Source organism: Vagococcus sp. WN89Y (genome assembly GCF_052220145.1).
In the GTDB taxonomy this organism is placed as follows: domain Bacteria; phylum Pseudomonadota; class Gammaproteobacteria; order Enterobacterales; family Enterobacteriaceae; genus Kosakonia.
The window spans coordinates 140,769-161,320 of record NZ_JBQPOM010000018.1 but is presented as its reverse complement, the minus strand read 5'-3'; the positions used below and the strand labels follow the sequence as shown (position 1 = coordinate 161,320).

Here is a 20,552-nt window from a genome sequence, read left to right as displayed (position 1 = left end):
TACGGGCCGTAAGTAACGAAGTTTGATGCAAATGTCAGATCGTATGCGCCTGTTAGGGCGCGGCTGGTAATAGAGCCTTATAGGCGCATCTGAAAAACCTCCGGCTATGCCGGAGGATATTTATTATGCCTTCCAGCTGGCGCTTCTTCTATAAAGCAGCCTGGCATTAAGCGGCTGAATTTCACACTACGCAACCATTTGCCTGCATTAACATTGATCGGCGTGGCTCCCAGGGCGTGTTACTGGCCACTGCCTTATTTAGCATCCTGCGCAGGAGGGGGAATTATATAACTAAGGGTTGTTTCCTGCGTCCTCTTATAAGATCATGTGCCGTTATACGTTATTTACGTTTTGAGGAACCCGCGATGAGTGAGGCAGAAGCCCGCCCAACTAACTTTATTCGTCAGATCATTGATGAAGATCTGGCCAGTGGTAAGCACACCACGATCCATACCCGTTTTCCGCCTGAGCCGAATGGTTATCTGCACATCGGCCATGCAAAATCCATCTGCCTGAACTTTGGTATTGCCCAGGATTACCAGGGGCAGTGCAATCTGCGCTTCGATGACACCAACCCGGTAAAAGAAGATATCGAATACGTTGAGTCGATTAAAAACGACGTGCAGTGGTTGGGTTTCCAGTGGTCAGGCGACATCTGCTACTCCTCAGATTATTTCGACCAGCTTTATCAGTATGCAATTGAGCTTATCAACAAAGGCCTGGCATACGTTGATGAACTCACCCCGGAGCAGATCCGCGAGTATCGAGGTACGTTGACGCAGCCGGGCAAAAACAGCCCGTTTCGCGATCGCAGCGTAGAAGAGAACCTGGCGCTGTTTGAGAAAATGCGTGCCGGTGGTTTCGCCGAAGGCACCGCTTGCCTGCGTGCGAAAATCGATATGGCTTCGCCATTTATCGTCATGCGCGACCCGGTGCTGTATCGCATCAAATTTGCAGAACACCACCAGACTGGTAATAAGTGGTGCATCTACCCGATGTATGACTTTACCCATTGCATCAGCGATGCGCTGGAAGGCATTACCCACTCACTGTGTACACTGGAGTTCCAGGACAACCGTCGCCTGTATGACTGGGTGCTGGATAACATCACCATCCCGGTTCACCCGCGTCAGTACGAGTTCTCTCGTCTGAATCTGGAGTACACCGTGATGTCCAAGCGCAAACTCAACCTGCTGGTCACAGATAAGCATGTTGAAGGCTGGGACGACCCGCGTATGCCGACCATCTCTGGTCTGCGCCGCCGTGGTTATACCGCGGCCTCCATTCGTGAGTTCTGCAAACGCATTGGCGTCACCAAGCAGGACAACACTATCGAGATGGCGTCGCTGGAGTCCTGCATTCGCGAAGATTTGAACGAAAACGCGCCGCGCGCCATGGCGGTTATCGATCCGGTGAAACTGGTTATCGAAAACTACCCGCAGGGCAGCAGCGAAATCGTAACGATGCCGAACCATCCGAACAAGCCGGAAATGGGCACGCGTGAAGTACCGTTCAGCGGCGAAATCTGGATCGATCGCGCGGATTTCCGCGAAGAAGCCAACAAGCAATACAAGCGTCTGGTGCTTGGCAAAGAAGTGCGTCTGCGTAATGCGTACGTGATTAAAGCCGAGCGCGTGGAGAAAGATGCCGAAGGCAATATCACCACCATTTTCTGCTCTTACGATGCGGACACGCTCAGCAAAGATCCGGCAGATGGCCGCAAAGTGAAAGGTGTTATCCACTGGGTTAGCGCACAGCATGCGCTGCCGGTAGAGATTCGCCTCTACGATCGCCTGTTCAGCGTGCCAACCCCTGGCGCTGCGGAAGATTTCCTGGCAACGCTTAACCCGGAATCACTGGTTATTCGCCAGGGTTACGCGGAACCGTCACTCAAAGAAGCGCAAGCGGGCAAAGCGTACCAGTTTGAGCGCGAGGGGTATTTCTGCCTCGACAGCCGCCATGCAACCGCTACCAAACCAGTGTTTAACCGCACTGTAGGTTTGCGGGATACTTGGGCGAAAATCGCTGACTGACCAGGTCAACCACATACCATTTAATTCCAACGCCGCGACTCGCGGCGTTTTTTTTGCTTATCCTTTAAGTGATTACTTGTATTAATTTTCGCGTCGCGAATTAATATATCTCCCCATTGACATTATTTAAGTTAATTAATACCTCGCCATTAAATAAAAAATATTAATGTAATCGTTATCAATAAAAAATAATATCTGAAAAGTAACGAGTTTTTTCTTAATTGTGTGGTGATTTTGTGAATATTACAAAATACGTCTAAATATGTGCACTCTGTCATAATCCTGTAATTTGATGAACAAAAGGCATTGATAATTCGCGTCGCGAAAAATAGTCTTAAGGCATTAGCTCATTCGGGTGTTTTGCTAACTAATTAAACTTTTTGTCTTTTTTTCGCCGTTCCCGGCGACGTTATAAACATCAAATTAAAGGAATTACACATGCGTACGTTTATTGGCAAACGTAGTGCGCTGGCGCTGGCTATTGCCAGCGTCACGGCAATGTCGGGCTGGGTTGTAGCACCGCAGGCGCAGGCGGCGGGTTTTATTGATGATTCCACGCTAACCGGGGGTATTTATTACTGGCAGCGTGAGCGCGACCGCAAAGATCTTACACCAGGCAGTGAAGATTACGGCAAATATACGACTAACCTCTCACACGCAACCTGGAATGCGAACCTTGATTTCCAGTCCGGTTTTGCTGCGGATATGTTCGGCCTGGATATTGCTGCTTTTACAGCCATTGAAATGGCGGAAGACAGCAAGAGCGGGCACCCGAACGAAATCGCCTTTTCTCACAGTAATAAAGCGTATAAAGAAACCTATAAAGGCGATAAAAGCGGCGTAAGTTTATATAAAGCGGCGGCGAAATTTAAATATGGCCCGGTGTGGGTACGCGCCGGTTATATCCAGCCGACCGGTCAGACATTATTCGCGCCACACTGGAGTTTTATGCCGGGCACTTATCAGGGCGCGGAAGCCGGGGCGAATTTTGACTACGGCGATGCGGGCGCGCTGAGCTTCTCGTACATGTGGACCAACAAGTACAAAGCGCCGTGGCATCTGGAGATGGATAAGTTTTACCGCAACGACAATAAGACCAAAGTTAAATACCTGCACTCGCTGGGCGCGAAGTACGATTTTAAAAACGACCTGGTGCTGGAAGCGGCATTTGGTCAGGCCGAAGGTTTTGTCGATCAGTATTTTGCCAAAGCGAGCTACAAATTCCCGGTAGCGGGCAGCCCGCTTAGCACCAGCTACCAGTTCTATGGCGCGCGTGATAAAGCGTCCAGCCACACTGTTAACGATATTTACGACGGCCTGGCCTGGTTACAGGCGCTGACCTTTGGCTACACCATCGGCCCGGTGGATTTACGTCTTGAAGGAACCTGGGTCAAAGCAGAAGGCCAGCAGGGCTACTTTCTGCAACGTATGACGCCAAAGTATGCCTCTTCCAACGGTCGTCTGGATATCTGGTGGGATAACCGCTCGGACTTCAACGCCAACGGCGAAAAAGCGGTGTTCTTTGGTGCGATGTATGACCTGAAAAACTGGGATCTGCCGGGCTGGTCAGTGGGGGCTTCGTATGCCTACGCCTGGGATGCTAAACCGTCAACATGGCAACTGGTTAACGGCCAGGCCACGGATTTCCCGTCGAATAAAATCAAAGAGTCTGCCTACAGCCTGGATGCTATCTACACCGTTCAGGAAGGCCGTGCGAAAGGCACCATGTTTAAGCTGCACTTCACACAATACGACAACCACTCCGACATTCCGAGCTGGAGCGGTGGTTACGGCAACATCTTCCAGGATGAGCGCGACGTGAAATTTATGGTCACTGCACCTTTCACTATTTTTTGATAAGCATGCCGGACGCCTGAAGGAATAACTCATGAAAACAGTTCGATTAACACTACTTGCCAGCGCCGTACTTGGCCTGATGGGCAGCCTGCCTGCGCAGGCAAGCCAGAGCACAGTGGATGCGATCAGCCAGTTCCATCTTAACTACGCGGTGAAGGATAATTTTGCCGCCCTCAACGGTGTCGATTGCGCAAAGCTTGGCGCAGACTGGGCATCCTGTAGCAAGGCTGTGGTGACGCTGACCAATAACGGCGAAGCGGTCACTGACAAGGACTGGGCTATCTATTTCCACAGCATTCGCCCGATTCTGGACGTGGCGAATGACCAGTTTAAAGTGACCCATATTATGGGCGATTTGCACAAGCTGGAGCCGACGGAAAAATTCACCGGCTTCCCGGCAAAGCAGTCGGTTGAGATCCCGGTTATCAATGAATACTGGCAGCTTTTCGTCACCGACGTGCTGCCGCGCTGGTATGTCACTGCCGACGGGGCCACGCCAAAAGTTATCGCCAATACGGATAGCGAAGATTTGTCGCAGTTCGTCACACCGCTGACCGGGCAGTGGAAACGGACGCCGGATGATAAAAACGTGCTGATGACGGCCGAAGCGCGCTTTGATAAAAACAGCGACGTCAAGGCGCTGAATCTGCAGGCGCTGCGCGGGCAAATTGTGCCGACGCCGCGCGAGGTGAGCGTGCACGGCCAGGATGTGGATCTGAGTAACGGCGTGAAGCTTGCGCTACCGGGGCTGTCGGCGGCATCGCTGGAGGCGGTGAAAGCACGCTTTGCATTGTTAGGGGTGAAAGAGGGGACATACCCGGTTCGAGGGGAAATCGCCAGCGATAAGTTTGAAGGCGATGAACCGGTGTCCGGCGCGTATCAGCTGACGATTGGCGAGAAAGAAACGGTTATCACCGGCTATGACGAAGCGGGCGTGTTCTACGGCCTGCAATCTGTTCTGTCGCTTCTCCCGGCCGAAGGGCCGCTGAAAATCGCAACTCTAACCGCGACAGATGCGCCGCGCTTTGACTATCGCGGGATTCATCTGGACGTTGGCCGCAATTTCCACAGCAAAGAGGCGGTGCTGCGTTTGCTGGATCAAATGGCGGCTTACAAGCTCAATAAATTCCACTTCCATCTGAGCGATGACGAAGGCTGGCGCATTGAGATCCCTGGCCTGCCGGAGCTGACCGACATCGGCAGCAAGCGCTGCCACGATCTGAGCGAGAAAACCTGCCTGCTGCCGCAGCTTGGCTCCGGCCCTGGCAGCGATAACACCGGCAGCGGCTACTTTACGCGCGCGGATTACATCGAGATTTTAAAATACGCCAAAGCGCGGCAGATAGAAGTGATCCCGGAGATCGATATGCCTGCCCACGCGCGTGCGGCGGTGATAGCCATGGAAGCCCGTTATGAAAAGCTGATGAAAGAGGGCAAAGAGCAGGAAGCGAACCAGTTCCGCCTGCTCGATCCGACCGATACCTCCAACACCACCGGCGTGCAGTTCTATAACCGTACCGGCTATCTCAACCCGTGCCTCAATTCATCGCGTAACTTTGTTGATAAAGTGATGGGTGAAATTCAGCAGATGCATAAAGAAGCCGGACTGACGCTGAATACCTGGCATTTTGGCGGTGACGAAGCGAAAAATATCTATCTCGGCGCGGGTTACACCGACAAGAAAAACCCGGAAGCGGGCAAAGGGATTATCGATCAAAGCAATCAGGATAAACCCTGGGCGAAGTCTCAGGCGTGCCAGGCAATGATCAAAGCAGGCAAGGTTGCCGATGTTGAGCACCTCTCCAGCTACTTTGGCGTTGAAGTGAGTAAGCTTGTGAAAGCACACGGCATCAACACCATGCAGGCCTGGCAGGATGGGCTGAAGGATGCCAAAAACGCCTCGGAATTTGCGACCGATCATGTCAATGTTAACTTCTGGGATACCCTTTACTGGGGCGGTTTTGACTCAGTAAACGACTGGGCGAATAAAGGCTTCCGTGTTGTCGTCTCTAACCCGGACTATGTTTACCTCGACTTCCCGAATGAGGTACATCCGGCAGAGAGCGGTTACTACTGGGGAACGCGTTTTAGCGATGAGCGTAAAATCTTTAGCTTCGCGCCGGACAATATGCCACAAAACGCGGAAACCTCAGTCGATCGGGACGGCAACGCTTTTAGCGCCAAATCCGATAAACCCTGGCCGGGCGCGTATGGCCTCTCAGCCCAGTTGTGGAGCGAAGTGGTGCGTACCGATGACCAGATGGAATACATGATCTACCCGCGTATGTTCTCTGTTGCTGAACGCGCCTGGCATCGCGCGGCCTGGGAGCAGGATTACCAGGCGGGCCGGGAGTATAAAGGCGGCGAGACACATCAGGTCGATGTGAACGCACTGCACAAAGACTGGGTACGCTTTGCCAATCTGTTAGGCAGTCGCGAGCTGGCGAAGCTGGATAAAGCAGGCGTGAACTACCGTCTGCCGGTGCCCGGCGCGCGCGTGGTGGAGGGCAAGCTTGAAGCCAACACCAGTTTCCCCGGTATGGTTGTTGAGTACTCAACCGACGGCGGCAAAAACTGGCAGCGCTATAATGACAGTGCCCGCCCGCAGGTCAGCGGTGAGGTGCAGGTGCGCACGGTCAGCCCGGACGGGAAACGTATGAGCCGGGTGGATAACGTAAAAGCATAAAGAGAGCGGTGAAGATGCCCGGCGGCGAGAGCTTGCCGGGCTTTTTATTACAGGCAAAAAAAAGCCAACCGTCAGGTTGGCTCAGAGTATGTTGCACAAATTACTTTGCGTCGTGAGCGTGCTCATCTTCGCGGCAGTCACCTTCGGTGCAGTGACCATACAGGTAAAGGCTGTGGTTCGTCAGACGGATGCCGTGTCGGGAGGCAATTTCACGCTGGCGAGCTTCGATAGAGTCGTCACTGAATTCAATCACTTTGCCACAGTCGAGGCAAATCAAGTGATCATGGTGATGCTGCTGAGTCAGTTCAAAAACGGATTTACCGCCTTCGAAATTATGACGGGTCACAATCCCGGCGTCATCGAACTGGTTAAGAACACGGTACACCGTGGCCAGCCCAATCTCTTCGCCCATGTCGATCAGTCGTTTATATAAATCTTCCGCACTGACATGATGGTTATCCGGTTCCTGAAGCACTTCCAGAATTTTTAACCGAGGAAGCGTGACTTTCAGGCCGGCCTTCTTTAATGCGGTATTGTTGTCAGTCATGCGGAATCTGTCCTGTTGCTATACGATTCACTTCCCTCAAGGAAGTTATAAGGAATGCACCTGGGATAATGCGTCTCATTATAGAACTGCCATGTATAAATGAAAACTGCAAGCCCTCAAGTAAGGTAAGCTTATAAAACGTGGGGTGGACGACCTGGTCCATGATCCACCTCACATTAGCAGGGCCTATTGTACCGCGATGGCAGAAAAAGTTAAAAATTTGTAGCAATTAATTTCATTGCTTCTACCTATTAATACGGCATGTCTTGCCGACATGCCGTCATCATCAGGCATTGAGGATATCGTCAAGGTGCAACTCTTCGCGCACCTGCTTCACCCACTGCTGCACGCGCTCGGCGGTCAGCTCCGGCTGGCGGTCTTCGTCGATAGCCAGACCCACGAAGTGATCATCATCCGCCAGACCTTTCGATGCTTCAAAATGATACCCGGCGGTAGGCCAGTGACCCACAATTGTTGCGCCGCGCGGTTCAATGATATCGCGAATGGTGCCCAGCGCATCGCAGAAATACTCCGCGTAGTCTTCCTGGTCGCCACAGCCGAACAGCGCCACTAACTTACCGTTGAAATCAATTTCTTCGAGCGTAGGGAAAAAGTCATCCCAGTCGCACTGCGCTTCACCATAATACCAGGTCGGAATGCCGAGCAGCAGGATGTCATAGCCTTCGAGATCTTCTTTGCTGCTCTTGGCAATGTCATGTACGTCGGCAACGTCTTTACCAAGCTGACTCTGGATCATTTTTGCAATATTTTCGGTGTTACCGGTGTCGCTGCCGAAGAAAATGCCTGTAATTGCCATGAGTAAAATAACCTCTTGAAACTAAATGGTATGGTGGTGGCGATAAGCCCACAGATAAGGGCAATCATAGCAGAACAGACAAGCGCGCGGAAACGGAATCACCGCCGACTGCACTGTATGCTACATGAAAGCAAAATTTTGGAAGGCGTTTCGGATTATTCGCTAGCCGCGCAAGGCGTTAAGCTGAGTGAGCAGCATTTCTTCTATCAGTTCGCTGCGACTCATGTTCCGCGCTTCGGCAAGCTCGTTTAGCGCGTCAACCGCGTCGGCATTCAGCTTCAGCTCGACACGCTTAAGCCCGCGAACTTTATCGCGTTTTAGCTGGTTGCGTTTGTTAATGCGCAACTGTTCATCGCGCGTGAGCGGGTTGGTCTTGGGTCGGCCCGGTCGACGCTCATTTGCGAACAGATCTAGTGTCGTGCGGTCCGTTTGTTCTTTAGCCATGGTTTAAGCATACTACGGGAGATACAAGCAATCGGGCCAGTGCCCGGGCTGATTAGCGCGCCATCATACATCAGCATAACGAGCGCGCCAACGACCGGGCGCATGGAATCGACCAGTCGGCGGATTTTTAATCACTCAGGCTTATCAGCAAGATAACGACGAATGGCGCGCATCACCGCTTCGGGCTTCTCTGCATGCACCCAGTGGCCCGCCCCGGCGATAACATGTGCCCGCGCCTGCGGGAACTGTGTGAGCAGCGCGTCGCGATACGCTTCGGTGACATAAGGCGAGTTGCCGCCGCGCACGAAAAGCGCGGGTTTATCCCACGCCGGAACGGTCTGCCAGCCAACAATATGCGGATACTGATCCCACAAGACCGGCACGTTAAACCGCCATTCGCCCTCAACAAACGATTTCAGTAAAAACTGAATCACGCCTTCTTCATTAAGCTGTTCGCGCATCAGCGCAGCGGCCTGCTGGCGCGTGGTGGCATGCGCCTCACTGACCGCATTGATAGCTGCAAAGATTTCATCATGGCGGCGCACCTGATAATCCACCGGCGCGATATCAATTGCCACCAGCTGGTCAATGCGCTCTGGTGCCAGCGCGGTGAGCGCCATTACGGCTTTGCCTCCCATCGAGTGGCCGATAAACGTCGCTTTCTCTATCTGCAGCGCATCAAGCGTATCGAGCAGGTCTTGCGCCATCGCCGGGTAGTTCATTTCAGCAGAACGTGGCGAAAGCCCGTGGTTGCGCATATCCACCTGCACCACATCGTGGTCGGCCACCAGATCCCTGGCCAGCACGCCGAGGTTATCCAGGCTACCAAACAGACCGTGCACCAGAATAATGGGTGAATTGTTGTGCGGTTGTTGCGCAGTTTGCGCGCGCGTATTCAATTTCATGGCAAAGTTCTTTTTTTCACGCCTCAGGGATAGGCTATTATGGTGAACATTCTACCGCCCGGCTGCAAGGTTGAGAATTTCTCTGAGTTTTGCCGCCATCCTGGTTTGACGCTACCCGATGTTGCGATTTCACTTTATAATCCCAACACTTGTATTCAGATTAGATATCTCACTGGATTAAGATGAAAACTATCGAAGTTGATGACGAGCTTTACAGTTATATTGCCAGCCATACTAAGCATATTGGCGAAAGCGCGTCAGATATTTTACGGCGCATGCTGAAATTTTCCGCCGTACCACAGTCTCTGCCTGCCCACACACATGCTCCGGTAAAAGAAGCGCGTACCGCTGAAGCGGTGAAACCGGTCAATACCGCAAAAGACAAAGTCCGCGCCGTGCGTGAACTATTATTGTCTGATGAATACGCGGAGCAGAAAAAAGCGGTTAACCGTTTTCTGCTGGTGCTGTCGACGCTTTATTCACTTGATGAAAAAGGCTTTACAGAATCCACTGAATCCCTGCACGGGCGCACGCGCGTATACTTTGCTCTCAACGAGCAAACGTTGTTGCAAAACGGCAACCAGACGAAACCAAAACAGGTGCCGGATACCCCATTTTGGGTTATTACCAACACGAATACGGGCCGTAAATGCAGCATGATCGAGCACATCATGCAGTCAATGCAGTTCCCGGCGGAATTGATTGAAAAAGTTTGCGGTACAATTTAATCCTTGCATTGAAAAGGACCAGGCAATGGCTAACCACCCACGTGCGGGGCAACCTGCACAACAGAACGATTTGATTAACGTCGCTCAGCTCACTGCGCAGTACTACGTGCTAAAACCGCAAGTCGGCAACTCAGAACATGCGGTCAAATTTGGTACGTCTGGTCACCGCGGCAGCGCGGGTCGCCACAGCTTTAACGAGCAGCATATTCTGGCGATTGCCCAGGCGATTGCCGAAGAGCGTGCGAAAAACGGCATCACCGGGCCTTGCTATGTGGGCAAAGACACCCATGCGCTCTCTGAGCCGGCGTTTATCTCGGTGCTGGAAGTGCTGACAGCCAACGGCGTGGACGTGATTGTGCAGGAAAATAACGGCTTTACGCCGACGCCTGCGGTTTCCAATGCTATCCTGGTACACAATAAAAACGGCGGCGCGCAGGCCGACGGTATCGTTATCACACCGTCGCATAACCCGCCGGAAGATGGCGGCATCAAATACAACCCGCCAAACGGCGGCCCGGCCGATACCAATGTCACCAAAGTGGTGGAAGACCGCGCGAACGCGCTGCTGGCCGATGGCCTGAAAGGGGTCAAACGCCTTTCGCTGGACGCGGCGCTGGCATCCGGCCACGTGACGCAAAAAGATCTGGTGCAACCTTTTATTGAAGGGCTGGCCGACATCGTCGATATGGCCGCTATCCAGAAAGCAGGGCTGAAGCTGGGCGTTGATCCGCTGGGCGGTTCCGGTATCGAGTACTGGAAGCGTATCGCTGAGCACTACAAGCTGGACTTGACCCTTGTTAACGATCAGGTCGATCAGACTTTCCGCTTTATGCATCTGGACAAAGACGGCGCTATCCGTATGGATTGCTCCTCCGAGTGCGCAATGGCCGGTCTGCTGGCGCTGCGCGATAAGTTTGACCTGGCTTTCGCAAACGACCCGGATTATGACCGCCACGGTATCGTGACCCCGGCAGGGCTGATGAACCCGAACCACTACCTGGCGGTGGCTATCAATTATTTGTTCCAGCATCGTCCGCAGTGGGGCAAAGAGGTTGCTGTCGGTAAGACGCTGGTCTCTTCGGCGATGATTGACCGTGTTGTTGACGCGCTGGGGCGCAAGCTGGTGGAAGTGCCGGTCGGCTTTAAATGGTTTGTTGATGGCCTGCATGACGGCAGCTTTGGCTTTGGCGGCGAAGAGAGCGCGGGCGCGTCGTTCCTGCGCTTCGACGGCACGCCGTGGTCAACGGATAAAGACGGCATCATTATGTGCCTGCTGGCGGCAGAAATCACCGCGGTGACCGGGAAAAACCCGCAGCAGCATTACGATGAGCTGGCCGCGCGTTTTGGCGCGCCGAGCTATAACCGTTTGCAGGCAGCGGCGACGTCGGCGCAGAAAGCCGCGCTTTCTAAGCTGTCGCCAGAGATGGTCAGCGCCAGCACGCTCGCCGGAGACCCGATCATTGCGCGTCTGACGGCAGCACCCGGTAACGGCGCGTCGATTGGCGGTCTGAAAGTGATGACGGAAAACGGCTGGTTCGCCGCGCGCCCGTCCGGTACGGAAGACGCTTACAAAATCTATTGCGAAAGCTTCCTCGGTGCTGAGCACCGTCAGCAGATTGAAAAAGAAGCGGTAGAGATTGTCAGCGACGTGCTGAAAAACGCATAACCAGTAAGGCTCCTGCGGGAGCCTTTACCCCAGCGCGACCAGCAACGCGCCAGCAGCAATCAGCACCACGCCTGCACCGGCAACCAGCGAGACCTTCTCACCCAGCAACACCACCGCCAGCACCACGGCAAACACCACGCTGAGCTTATCGATGGGCGCCACCCGCGACACGCTACCGTTTTTAATTGCCATAAAATAGAACAGCCACGACAGCGCACCCGCCACGCCGCTTAGCACGACAAACAGCAACGCTTTTTTATCTGCCAGCACCGCGCTGACCAGCGACAACTTTCCCTGCACCACCACCACGCCCACCAGAAACAGCGCCATCACCACTGCGCGCACGGCAGTGGCGGTATTCGCATCAAGATGTTGCAGGCCGATTTTACCGAAAATCGCTACCAGCGCGGCGGTCAGCGCCGACAGCAGAGCATAAATTAACCAGGCGCTCATGATTCACCTCCTGTATAACAACAGGATACGCTTTCAGAGCATGAATCGATAGCCAATCCCGGTTTCGGTGATTAAATGACAAGGACGCGCCGGGTCTCGCTCCAGTTTTTGCCGTAAATGCCCCATATAGATGCGCAAATAGTGGCTGTGCTCGACGGCGTTTGGCCCCCATACCTGGCTGAGAAGCTGCCGCTGGGTCAGCACCTTGCCGTGGTTATTGAGCAGCACCGCCAGCAGGCGAAACTCGATAGGCGTGAGATGGATTTCCTCATCACCGCGCTGAATACGCCGGTTGGCAAGATCAACCCGGATGTCGGAAAACGTGAAGATCGGCTCATCCGGCGCGCTGCTGGCGTGGCGGCGCAGCGCCACCCGCAGGCGCGCCTGCAACTCGCCAATACCGAACGGTTTACTCAGGTAATCATCGGCCCCCGCATCAAGGGCGGCAATTTTATCGCTCTCCTCCGTGCGGGCCGACAGCACAATCACCGGCATCTGGCTCCACTGGCGCAGGTCGCGAATAAAATCGATCCCGTCTCCGTCCGGCAAACCCAGATCGAGGATAACCAGATCCGGTTTCCGGGTGGCGGCTTCGATTAAGCCTCGCTGCAACGTCTGCGCTTCATGAACGCGCAGTCCTTCGGCTTCCAGCGCGGTGCGCAGAAAGCGACGAATAGCCTGTTCATCTTCAACAATCAGAACGTTAATCACAGATCCTCTGATAACTCATCAAGTTGCGGTGGATTTTCGCGAGGAAGCGTAACACAAAACAGCGCGCCGCCTTCCGGGCGGTTGTGGGCGCTAAGGGTGCCGCCGTGAACCTCCACAATCGCCTGGCAGATAGCTAAGCCAAGCCCGACGCCGGGAATGGATGACTCTTTGTTGCCACGCGCGAACTTCGCAAAAATCGCCTGCTCCTGGCCTGGTGGAATACCCGGTCCGTTATCCCACACGTCAAGCATCAGGGCATCGGGCGTGCTGTGGGCGCGGATGCCGATTTCCGCCTGCCATCCGGCGTATTTCACCGCATTTTCCAGCAAATTAATCAGCACCCGCTCAAAGAGTGGGCCATCCACATGCACCAGCATTAACGGGTCGGGCAGCGCCAGGGTAATGTGCCGCCCGCCGAGGCCTGGCTCAAGCGTTTTGAGCGCGCTACCCACTAACTCTTCCAGCGTCAGCCACTCTTTTTTCAGGTTAAAACCGCCGGACTGGATACGGGCCATATCCAGCAGATTATTCACCAGCCGCGTGGTGTTCAACACATGTTGGCGGATTTCGTTGGCCTGCGGCGCGTGTTTTGAGCCTTCGCTGGCGAGATCCAGCGTCAGGATCTCCGCCTGGCCAAACAGCACGGTCAGCGGCGTGCGTAAATCGTGCGAAAGCGCCGCCAGCAGCGCATTGCGCACGCTCTCCCGTTCGCTTGCCAGCCGCGCCTGCTCTTCGCTGGCAGCCAGTGCCTGATGCGCCAGGGCGCTGGCAACCAGCAGCGTGAACGTTTCCAGCAGCCGTTGCTGCTCGGGGATCATTAACTGGCGAAGATGGGCAGGCTCGACAACCAACAATCCCCAGGTTTTGGCGTCGCTTTTTAGCGGCAGGATCTGATACGGCACGCCGGGCAGGGTGTCGGTGCCTGCTCCGGCAGGCTGGCCTTTATCAAAACTCCAGCGGGCAATCGCATCATCCCAGGGCGTTATCTGGCTTTGCGTCAACGCCACCAGTTGCCCGCTATGGTCCGGCACCAGCAGTTTACTGCGGGCGTTAAAGGTGGAGTGAATAAAGGTTTCACAGGTGGTGGCGATATCCAGGCTGTTGCGCCCGACCGCCAGCGCTTTTGACATCTCATACAGATGGCGGGTGCGTTGCTCCCGGTAGCGCGCCACGCGCGCCTGGTAGCGCACGCCCGCCGTCAGGTTGCCAATCAGCAGGCCCACGCTCAGCATCACGCCAAAAGTCAGCAGGTATTGCACATCGGTGACCGCCAGCGTCCCGCGCGGCGCGATAAAAAAGAGATCGAAACTCACCACGTTAATGACCGTGGCAAAAGCTGAAGGCCAGCGGCCATAAAACAGCGCTATCAGCACCACGCCGAGCAGGTAGATCATCACCAGGTTGGCGGCGTCAAAAGCGCTCAGCCACTGCATGGCAATCAGCGTGATGGCGGCACACAGGGCGAGGGCCACCACGCAGCCTTTGAGTTGCACCCGGTAGCGCTCAATAAATGAGCGCGGCTCTGCCGGGCGGGCGGGAAGCGGGAGGGGGCCATCATCCAGCGTGATGAGCACGATATCCACATCCGGCGCGCGGCGCGCCAGCCGCTCGGCGAACGAGGGCTTACTCCACCAGCGGCGTTTGTTGTGCCTGCCGAGTATGATTTTGCCGAGGTTGTGCTCGCGGGCGTAGCGTAAAATGGCTTTGTCTTCAGCCGTGTCGGTAAGCGTCGCGGTTTCAGCGCCCAACTCCTGCGCCAGGCGCAACGCGCTTAAAATTGACCGCCGCTGCGCTTCGGGAAGTTTATGCAGCGTCGGGGTTTCGACATACACCGCATGCCATGCGCTGCCAAGCTTAGCCGCCAGCCGCGCGGCGCTGCGGCACAGTTTTTCATTCCCCGCGCCATGCCCGATACAGAGCAAAATCGCATCGCGGGTGTGCCAGACTTTCTCCTCTCCCAGGCTGTCCCGCCAGTCGCGCATCTGCGAGTCCACCCGATCGGCGGTGCGCCGCAGCGCCAGTTCGCGCAGCGCTATCAGGTTCCCTTTACGAAAGAAGTGTTCGATAGCGCGCTCCGCCTGGCCTGCGATATACACTTTGCCTTCATGCAACCGCTGGCGCAGATCGTCCGGCGGTAAATCCACCAGTACTACCTCATCGGCGCTATCGAAAAACGGGTCCGGCACGGTTTCACGCACCGGCGTCCCCGTCACGCCACTGACCACATCATTCAGGCTTTCCAGGTGCTGCACGTTGATGGTGGTGAAGACATCGATACCGGCTTCCAGCAGCTCCTCTACGTCCTGCCAGCGTTTGGGATGGCGCGAGCCGGGCGCATTACTGTGCGCCAGTTCATCCATTAAAATCAGCGCCGGACGCCGGGCGAGGGCGGCGTCGAGATCAAACTCCGTCAGCACGCGACCGCGATGCGCGATGCGCCGGGCAGGGAGCGTCGCCAGCCCGTCGAGCAGGGCGGCGGTCTCCTGGCGCCCGTGGGTTTCTACGACGCCTGCGAGAATATCCAGCCCCTGCGCCCGCAACCGCTGGGCTTCCTGCAACATAGCGAATGTTTTCCCGACCCCGGCGCAGGCGCCAAAAAAGATTTTCAGCTTGCCCCGGTGCGCGCTCGCGGCGTGTTCCAGCAAGCGGTCAGGGTTGGGGCGCAACGGCTCATCTGTCATGCGTTACTTATCCTTGAGCGCATCCAGCGCCAGGTTGAGTTCGGTAATGTTCACCACCGGGCGACCGAGGAAATCCGCCAGCGGTTTTTCGGTGTGCTCAGCCACCAGCCGGGCCACCTCCTGCTCCGGCAGATGCCGCGCCGTGGCAATGCGCGGCACTTGCCAGGCCGTCGCCTCAGGCGAGAGCTGCCCGTCCAGCCCGCTGGCAGAGGCGGTCACCAGCTCGACCGGCACGCGCGCATCCGCCTGCGGATTCTGCGCGCGAAGCATGGCGACGCGCTCAGCTATTATGTTATCCAGCGCCGGGTTGCTGCCCGCCAGGTTACTGCCGCCGGATGCTCCTGGATTATAAGGCGTATCTGCGGTGGCGGAAGGGCGCGGGTGAAAATATCCCGGTGCGGTAAAATTTTGCCCCAGCAGGGTGGAGCCAACAACCTTGTCTCCCTGATGGATAAGCGAACCGTTGGCCTGCGGGTTAAACCACCACTGCCCAAGCGCGGTAGTGAGCAGCGGATAAAGCCCGCCGGTTATCAGCGACAGCAGGATAAAAAGTAATAAAGCGGGGCGAAACATAGCCATGATGAATCCTCTTAAACCAGGCCGAAGAGCGTGAGCAGCAGGTCGATAGCCTTGATGCCGATGAACGGCACCACCAGGCCACCCAGGCCGTAAATCCATAAGTTGCGGCGCAGCATGGCAGAGGCGGCCAGCGGCTGGTAGCTCACCCCTTTTAGCGCCAGCGGGATAAGAAACACAATGATCAGCGCGTTAAAAATCACCGCGCTTAGAATGGCCGATGCGGGCGAGTGCAGATGCATCACATTCAGCACATTAAGCTGCGGGTAAGTGGCGGCAAAGGCTGCCGGGATGATGGCAAAGTATTTCGCCACGTCGTTGGCGATACTGAACGTGGTCAGCGAGCCGCGCGTCATCAGCATCTGCTTACCGATATGCACCACTTCGATAAGCTTGGTGGGGTTTGAGTCGAGATCGACCATATTGCCCGCTTCTTTCGCCGCCTGCGTGCCGGAGTTCATCGCTACCGCCACATCCGCTTGCGCCAGCGCCGGTGCGTCGTTAGTACCATCGCCGGTCATCGCCACCAGCCGCCCTTCGGCCTGATACTGGCGGATAAGCGCAAGCTTCGCTTCCGGCGTTGCTTCGGCCAGAAAATCATCCACGCCCGCTTCGGCAGCAATGGCCGCAGCGGTCAAGCGGTTGTCTCCGGTTATCATTACCGTTTTGATACCCATTTTGCGCAGCTGAGCAAAGCGCTCTTTTATGCCGCCTTTAACGATATCTTTAAGGGCGATAACGCCGAGGACTTTCGCCCCTTCGGCCACCACCAGCGGCGTTGCGCCATCGCGTGCGACGCGTTCCACCAGCGCTTCCACATCAGCCGGAAACTGGCCGCCATTTGCAGCGATATGGCGGCGAATTGCATCCACCGAGCCTTTGCGGATCAAGCGGTCGTGCACATTAATACCGCTCATTCGCGTCTGCGCCGTAAAAGGAACAAAGGTCGCTTGCAGGTCTTGCATATCCCGCTCGCGCAGGTTGAAGCGCTGCTTCGCGAGGATAACAATGCTGCGGCCTTCGGGTGTTTCATCGGCAAGCGAAGCCAGCTGCGCGGCATCGGCCAGCGTCTTCTCATCGACACCCTGCGCGGGTAAAAAAGCGCTGGCCTGGCGATTACCCAGGGTGATGGTGCCGGTTTTATCCAGCAGCAGCACATCGACATCGCCCGCGGCTTCCACCGCGCGCCCGCTGGTGGCGATAACATTTGCGCCGAGCATCCGGCTCATGCCTGCCACGCCAATCGCCGACAACAGCCCGCCGATGGTAGTGGGGATCAGGCAGACCAGCAGCGCGACCAGCACCGTGACGCTAACCGCCGTGCCGCCGTAAGCGGAGAACGGCCACAGGGTTGCGGTTGCCAGCAGAAAGACGATGGTCAGCGCGAGGAGTAAAATCGTCAGCGCGATTTCGTTAGGGGTTTTACGCCGCTGCGCGCCTTCCACCATCGCTATCATCCGGTCGAGAAAGGTTTCGCCCGGATTCACGCTACAGCGGATAACCAGCCAGTCAGAGAGAATGCGCGTGCCGCCGGTCACCGAGGCAAAATCCCCGCCGGACTCACGGATAACCGGGGCAGACTCGCCGGTTATCGCGCTCTCATCCACCGACGCACCGCCTTCAATCACTTCGCCGTCACACGGAATGATGTCTCCGGCTTCCACCAGCACCACATCGCCTTTGCGCAGATCCTGCGCCGGAATGTGGTCAATTTGCGCGCCATACTCCGGCGCGCGCAGTTTGCGGGCGAAAGCAGTTTTCTTCACTCCTTTCAGGCTATTGGCCTGGGCTTTGCTGCGACCTTCCGCCAGCGCTTCGGCAAAATTAGCAAACAGCACCGTCACCCATAGCCACAGCGAGACAGCACCGGTAAATAGAGCGCTGCCGTTGAGATGATTGGTCGCCATTGCGAGCGCCAGCGCAGTGGTCAGCACGCTGCCAATCCAGACAATAAACATCACCGGGTTGCGCCACTGTACGCGCGGGCTGAGTTTGGTGATAGCGGCAATTAACGCCTGTCGAACAAGCTGAGGTTCGAACAGGCCGGGTTGTTTGCGAGTCATAAAATGTGTCTCCGCCTGTCTCAGGGTAAAAGAAGTTCGGCAACCGGGCCAAGCGCCAGGGCCGGGATAAACGTCAACGCGCCGACCAGCAGCACGGTTCCTGTCAGCAGGCCGATAAACAGCGGGCCGTGTGTTGGTAACGTACCGGTTGAGACGGGCTGAATGTTTTTCGCGACCAGCGATCCGGCGATGGCCATCACCGGGACTATCACGGCGAAACGGCCAAAGAACATGCAAAAGGCCAGCAAGCAGTTCCAGAACGGGGTGTTGGCGCTTAAGCCTGCGAAGGCGCTGCCGTTGTTGTTCGCCGCCGAGGAGACGGCGTAGAGCACTTCGCTGAAACCATGAATCCCCGGATTGAGCATGCCGCTGCGCCCGGCCTCCGTCATCATCGCCAGCGCGGTACCCAAAAGCACCAGCACCGGGGTCACCAGAATGGCGAGGGCGGTCATTTTCATCTCGCGGATAGCGATTTTTTTACCGAGGTACTCCGGCGTGCGGCCAATCATCAGCCCGGCGATAAACACCGCCAGCAGCACAAACAGCAGCATGCCATAAAGCCCTGCGCCAACGCCGCCGAACACCACTTCACCAATCTGCATCAGCCACATCGGCATCATGCCGCCGAGGGCGGTAAATGAGTCGTGCATCGCATTGACGGCACCGCATGAGGCCGCAGTGGTGACCACCGCATAGAGGCTACTGGCAAGGATACCGAACCGGCTCTCTTTGCCTTCCATATTGCTGGCGCTGTCTGCGCCGAGCGCCAGAAGGTGCGGGTTACCGTGGGCTTCCGCCCACATCACCACCCCGGCGCAGACCACAAAGATAAGCGTCATCGTCCACAGCAGAGCATGACCCTGGCGACGATCGCCCACCGTGTCGCCAAAGGCAAAACAGAGAGCCGTCGGGATCAGAAAGATAACCAGCATCTGCACAAAATTGGTCAGTGCGGTCGGGTTTTCAAATGGATGCGCGGAGTTGGCATTAAAGTAGCCGCCGCCGTTGGTTCCCAGCAGTTTGATCGCCTCCTGCGAGGCAATCGGCCCCATCGTAAGCTGCTGCGAAACGCCTTCAAGCGTGGTGAAAGGCTGGGCGGGTAAAAAATTTTGCGGTGTCCCTTGCTGGATAAAAAACAGCGCCAGCAGTAAAGAGAGCGGTAATAACAGCCAGAGGGTGATACGGGTAATATCCACCCAGGCATTACCGAGTGTTTGCTGGCTGCGGCGCGCAAAGGCGCGGATCAGCGCAAAAGCCACCGCAATGCCGGTTGCCGCCGACAGGAAGTTTTGCACCGCCAGCCCGGCCATCTGGCTGAAATAGCTGAGCGTGCTCTCCCCGCTATAGGATTGCCAGTTGGTATTGGACACGAAACTGATGGCGGTATTCAGCGCCAGGTGCCAGGAGAGGCCGGGTAACTGCTGCGGGTTGAGCGGCAGCATGCCCTGCAACATCAGCATGGCGAACAGCACCACCAGACCCACCATATTCAACATCAGCAGGGCGAATAAATAGTGCCGCCATCCCATCTCTGCCGTATTGATACCCATGCCGCGCCAGATGATGCTTTCAATGCGGCCAAACCCTGGCAGCGGTTCACCGGCTATCATGCGCGCGAGCAGCGAGCCAAGCGGACGCGCCAGAATAAAGAGCAGCAGTAAGAAGCTGGCGATTAACAAAAATGCCTGGGCTACCATCAGAACGCCTCCGCGTTAATCAGGGCATACACCAGGTAGCCCAACAACAGGAAAACCAGCACGATACCGGTTATTACGCCTGCACTCACAGTACACCTCCAGAGAAAAACGTCGTGATGAGAAGGTAAGTGAGGCGGTGCAAAGATTTCGCAAAAATAGAAAGGGAGGGTGTAAAAAAAATATAAAAATGGCTAAATGCTCAATTTAACTAATGTTTAGTATTAATTTAACCGTTTTGTAACTTAATTACGGCGCGCAGATAAATAATCGGTAAATGACCGTGAAAATAGTGGTCGGATGAGTAGTAAAATTACATACAAAGCGGTATTATTTTAAACAGATTCCAGAACCGCCCTGAATACATGAGCACTAACTTCAGCGGTGATGAACATTTTTCCGGTGAATGTTACCGGCCTGACAAAAGGGGAGAGGATTATGAGCACTTATAAAGAATTTCCAGCACATATCGTGTTTTTACGCCGCGCTTTCGCCGTTGTGGCAGGCGTTCTGGCGCTACCGATCATGTTATTCTGGAAAGATCGGGCACGTTTTTACAGCTATTTGCACCGCGTTTGGGTGAAAACCAGTGAAAAACCGGTGTGGATGGAACAGGCCGAAAAAGCGACCTGCGATTTTTATTAAAAGACGGCACACAGCAATACAGTCAACCACCGCTAAATGCGGTGGT

General features: G+C 55.5%; 17 protein-coding genes. 6 read left to right on the top strand and 11 right to left on the bottom strand.

Annotation, left to right across the window (positions count from 1 at the left end; translation table 11 throughout):
* Positions 1-365 precede the first annotated feature (365 nt).
* The 3 genes from glnS (at position 366) to ACTU3N_RS06675 (ending at position 6,576) form a co-directional block, all read left to right on the top strand.
* Entirely contained in the window at positions 366-2,033 is a 1,668-nt protein-coding gene (glnS, locus tag ACTU3N_RS06685; protein ID WP_443085356.1) for a glutamine--tRNA ligase, read from the top strand.
* 438 nt (positions 2,034-2,471) lie between these two features.
* The gene (gene chiP / locus ACTU3N_RS06680) at positions 2,472-3,890 is read left to right on the top strand and encodes a chitoporin ChiP (protein ID WP_443085355.1); all 1,419 of its coding nucleotides are present in this window, start codon (positions 2,472-2,474) and stop codon (positions 3,888-3,890) included.
* A gap of 31 nt (positions 3,891-3,921) precedes the next feature.
* Positions 3,922-6,576, top strand: a complete 2,655-nt coding sequence (locus ACTU3N_RS06675; protein WP_443085354.1) for a beta-N-acetylhexosaminidase — start codon at positions 3,922-3,924, stop codon at positions 6,574-6,576.
* A 100-nt stretch (positions 6,577-6,676) separates the two neighbouring features.
* On the opposite strand, the gene fur is transcribed toward ACTU3N_RS06675, so the two are convergent.
* The 4 genes from fur to ybfF form a co-directional block, all read right to left on the bottom strand.
* A complete protein-coding gene (gene fur / locus ACTU3N_RS06670; RefSeq protein ID WP_443085353.1) occupies positions 6,677-7,123 on the bottom strand; it encodes a ferric iron uptake transcriptional regulator in 447 nt (148 codons plus the stop codon).
* Between the two features lie 286 nt (positions 7,124-7,409).
* A complete protein-coding gene (fldA, locus tag ACTU3N_RS06665) occupies positions 7,410-7,940 on the bottom strand; it encodes a flavodoxin FldA (RefSeq protein WP_443085352.1) in 531 nt (176 codons plus the stop codon).
* Between the two features lie 162 nt (positions 7,941-8,102).
* Positions 8,103-8,384 carry a LexA regulated protein gene (gene ybfE, locus ACTU3N_RS06660; RefSeq protein WP_443085351.1) on the bottom strand — a complete coding sequence of 94 codons (282 nt, stop codon included), beginning with the start codon at positions 8,382-8,384 and terminating at the stop codon, positions 8,103-8,105.
* A 131-nt stretch (positions 8,385-8,515) separates the two neighbouring features.
* Positions 8,516-9,289, bottom strand: a complete 774-nt coding sequence (gene ybfF / locus ACTU3N_RS06655) for an esterase (protein WP_443085350.1) — start codon at positions 9,287-9,289, stop codon at positions 8,516-8,518.
* A gap of 182 nt (positions 9,290-9,471) precedes the next feature.
* On the opposite strand from ybfF, the gene seqA reads away from it, so the two are divergent.
* The gene (gene seqA / locus ACTU3N_RS06650) at positions 9,472-10,017 is read left to right on the top strand and encodes a replication initiation negative regulator SeqA (RefSeq protein WP_443085349.1); all 546 of its coding nucleotides are present in this window, start codon (positions 9,472-9,474) and stop codon (positions 10,015-10,017) included.
* A 25-nt stretch (positions 10,018-10,042) separates the two neighbouring features.
* Positions 10,043-11,683: a phosphoglucomutase (alpha-D-glucose-1,6-bisphosphate-dependent) gene (gene pgm, locus ACTU3N_RS06645; RefSeq protein WP_443085348.1), complete on the top strand. Its 1,641-nt coding sequence runs from the start codon at positions 10,043-10,045 to the stop codon at positions 11,681-11,683.
* Positions 11,684-11,707: 24 nt separating this feature from the next.
* On the opposite strand, the gene ACTU3N_RS06640 is transcribed toward pgm, so the two are convergent.
* Genes ACTU3N_RS06640 through kdpF form a run of 7 tightly spaced genes read right to left on the bottom strand, consistent with a single transcriptional unit; the run spans position 11,708 to position 19,953 of the window.
* The gene (locus tag ACTU3N_RS06640; RefSeq protein ID WP_443085347.1) at positions 11,708-12,136 is read right to left on the bottom strand and encodes an EamA family transporter; all 429 of its coding nucleotides are present in this window, start codon (positions 12,134-12,136) and stop codon (positions 11,708-11,710) included.
* Positions 12,137-12,169: 33 nt separating this feature from the next.
* Entirely contained in the window at positions 12,170-12,847 is a 678-nt protein-coding gene (gene kdpE / locus ACTU3N_RS06635) for a two-component system response regulator KdpE (protein WP_443085346.1), read from the bottom strand.
* The gene (gene kdpD, locus ACTU3N_RS06630; RefSeq protein WP_443085345.1) at positions 12,844-15,528 is read right to left on the bottom strand and encodes a two-component system sensor histidine kinase KdpD; all 2,685 of its coding nucleotides are present in this window, start codon (positions 15,526-15,528) and stop codon (positions 12,844-12,846) included. Before kdpD ends, kdpE begins: the two co-directional genes overlap by 4 nt.
* A 3-nt stretch (positions 15,529-15,531) precedes the next feature.
* A complete protein-coding gene (kdpC, locus tag ACTU3N_RS06625; RefSeq protein ID WP_443085344.1) occupies positions 15,532-16,107 on the bottom strand; it encodes a potassium-transporting ATPase subunit KdpC in 576 nt (191 codons plus the stop codon).
* Positions 16,108-16,118: 11 nt separating this feature from the next.
* Positions 16,119-18,167 carry a potassium-transporting ATPase subunit KdpB gene (gene kdpB / locus ACTU3N_RS06620; RefSeq protein WP_443085343.1) on the bottom strand — a complete coding sequence of 683 codons (2,049 nt, stop codon included), beginning with the start codon at positions 18,165-18,167 and terminating at the stop codon, positions 16,119-16,121.
* A 20-nt stretch (positions 18,168-18,187) separates the two neighbouring features.
* Entirely contained in the window at positions 18,188-19,864 is a 1,677-nt protein-coding gene (gene kdpA / locus ACTU3N_RS06615) for a potassium-transporting ATPase subunit KdpA (RefSeq protein WP_443085342.1), read from the bottom strand.
* Positions 19,864-19,953, bottom strand: coding sequence for a K(+)-transporting ATPase subunit F (gene kdpF / locus ACTU3N_RS06610; RefSeq protein WP_001670793.1), 90 nt, complete (start codon positions 19,951-19,953; stop codon positions 19,864-19,866). Before kdpF ends, kdpA begins: the two co-directional genes overlap by 1 nt.
* Positions 19,954-20,299: 346 nt before the next feature.
* Here kdpF and ACTU3N_RS06605 point away from each other — a divergent pair, with 346 nt between their 5' ends.
* Entirely contained in the window at positions 20,300-20,506 is a 207-nt protein-coding gene (locus ACTU3N_RS06605) for a YbfA family protein (protein ID WP_443085341.1), read from the top strand.
* The last annotated feature ends 46 nt before the right edge of the window (positions 20,507-20,552 follow it).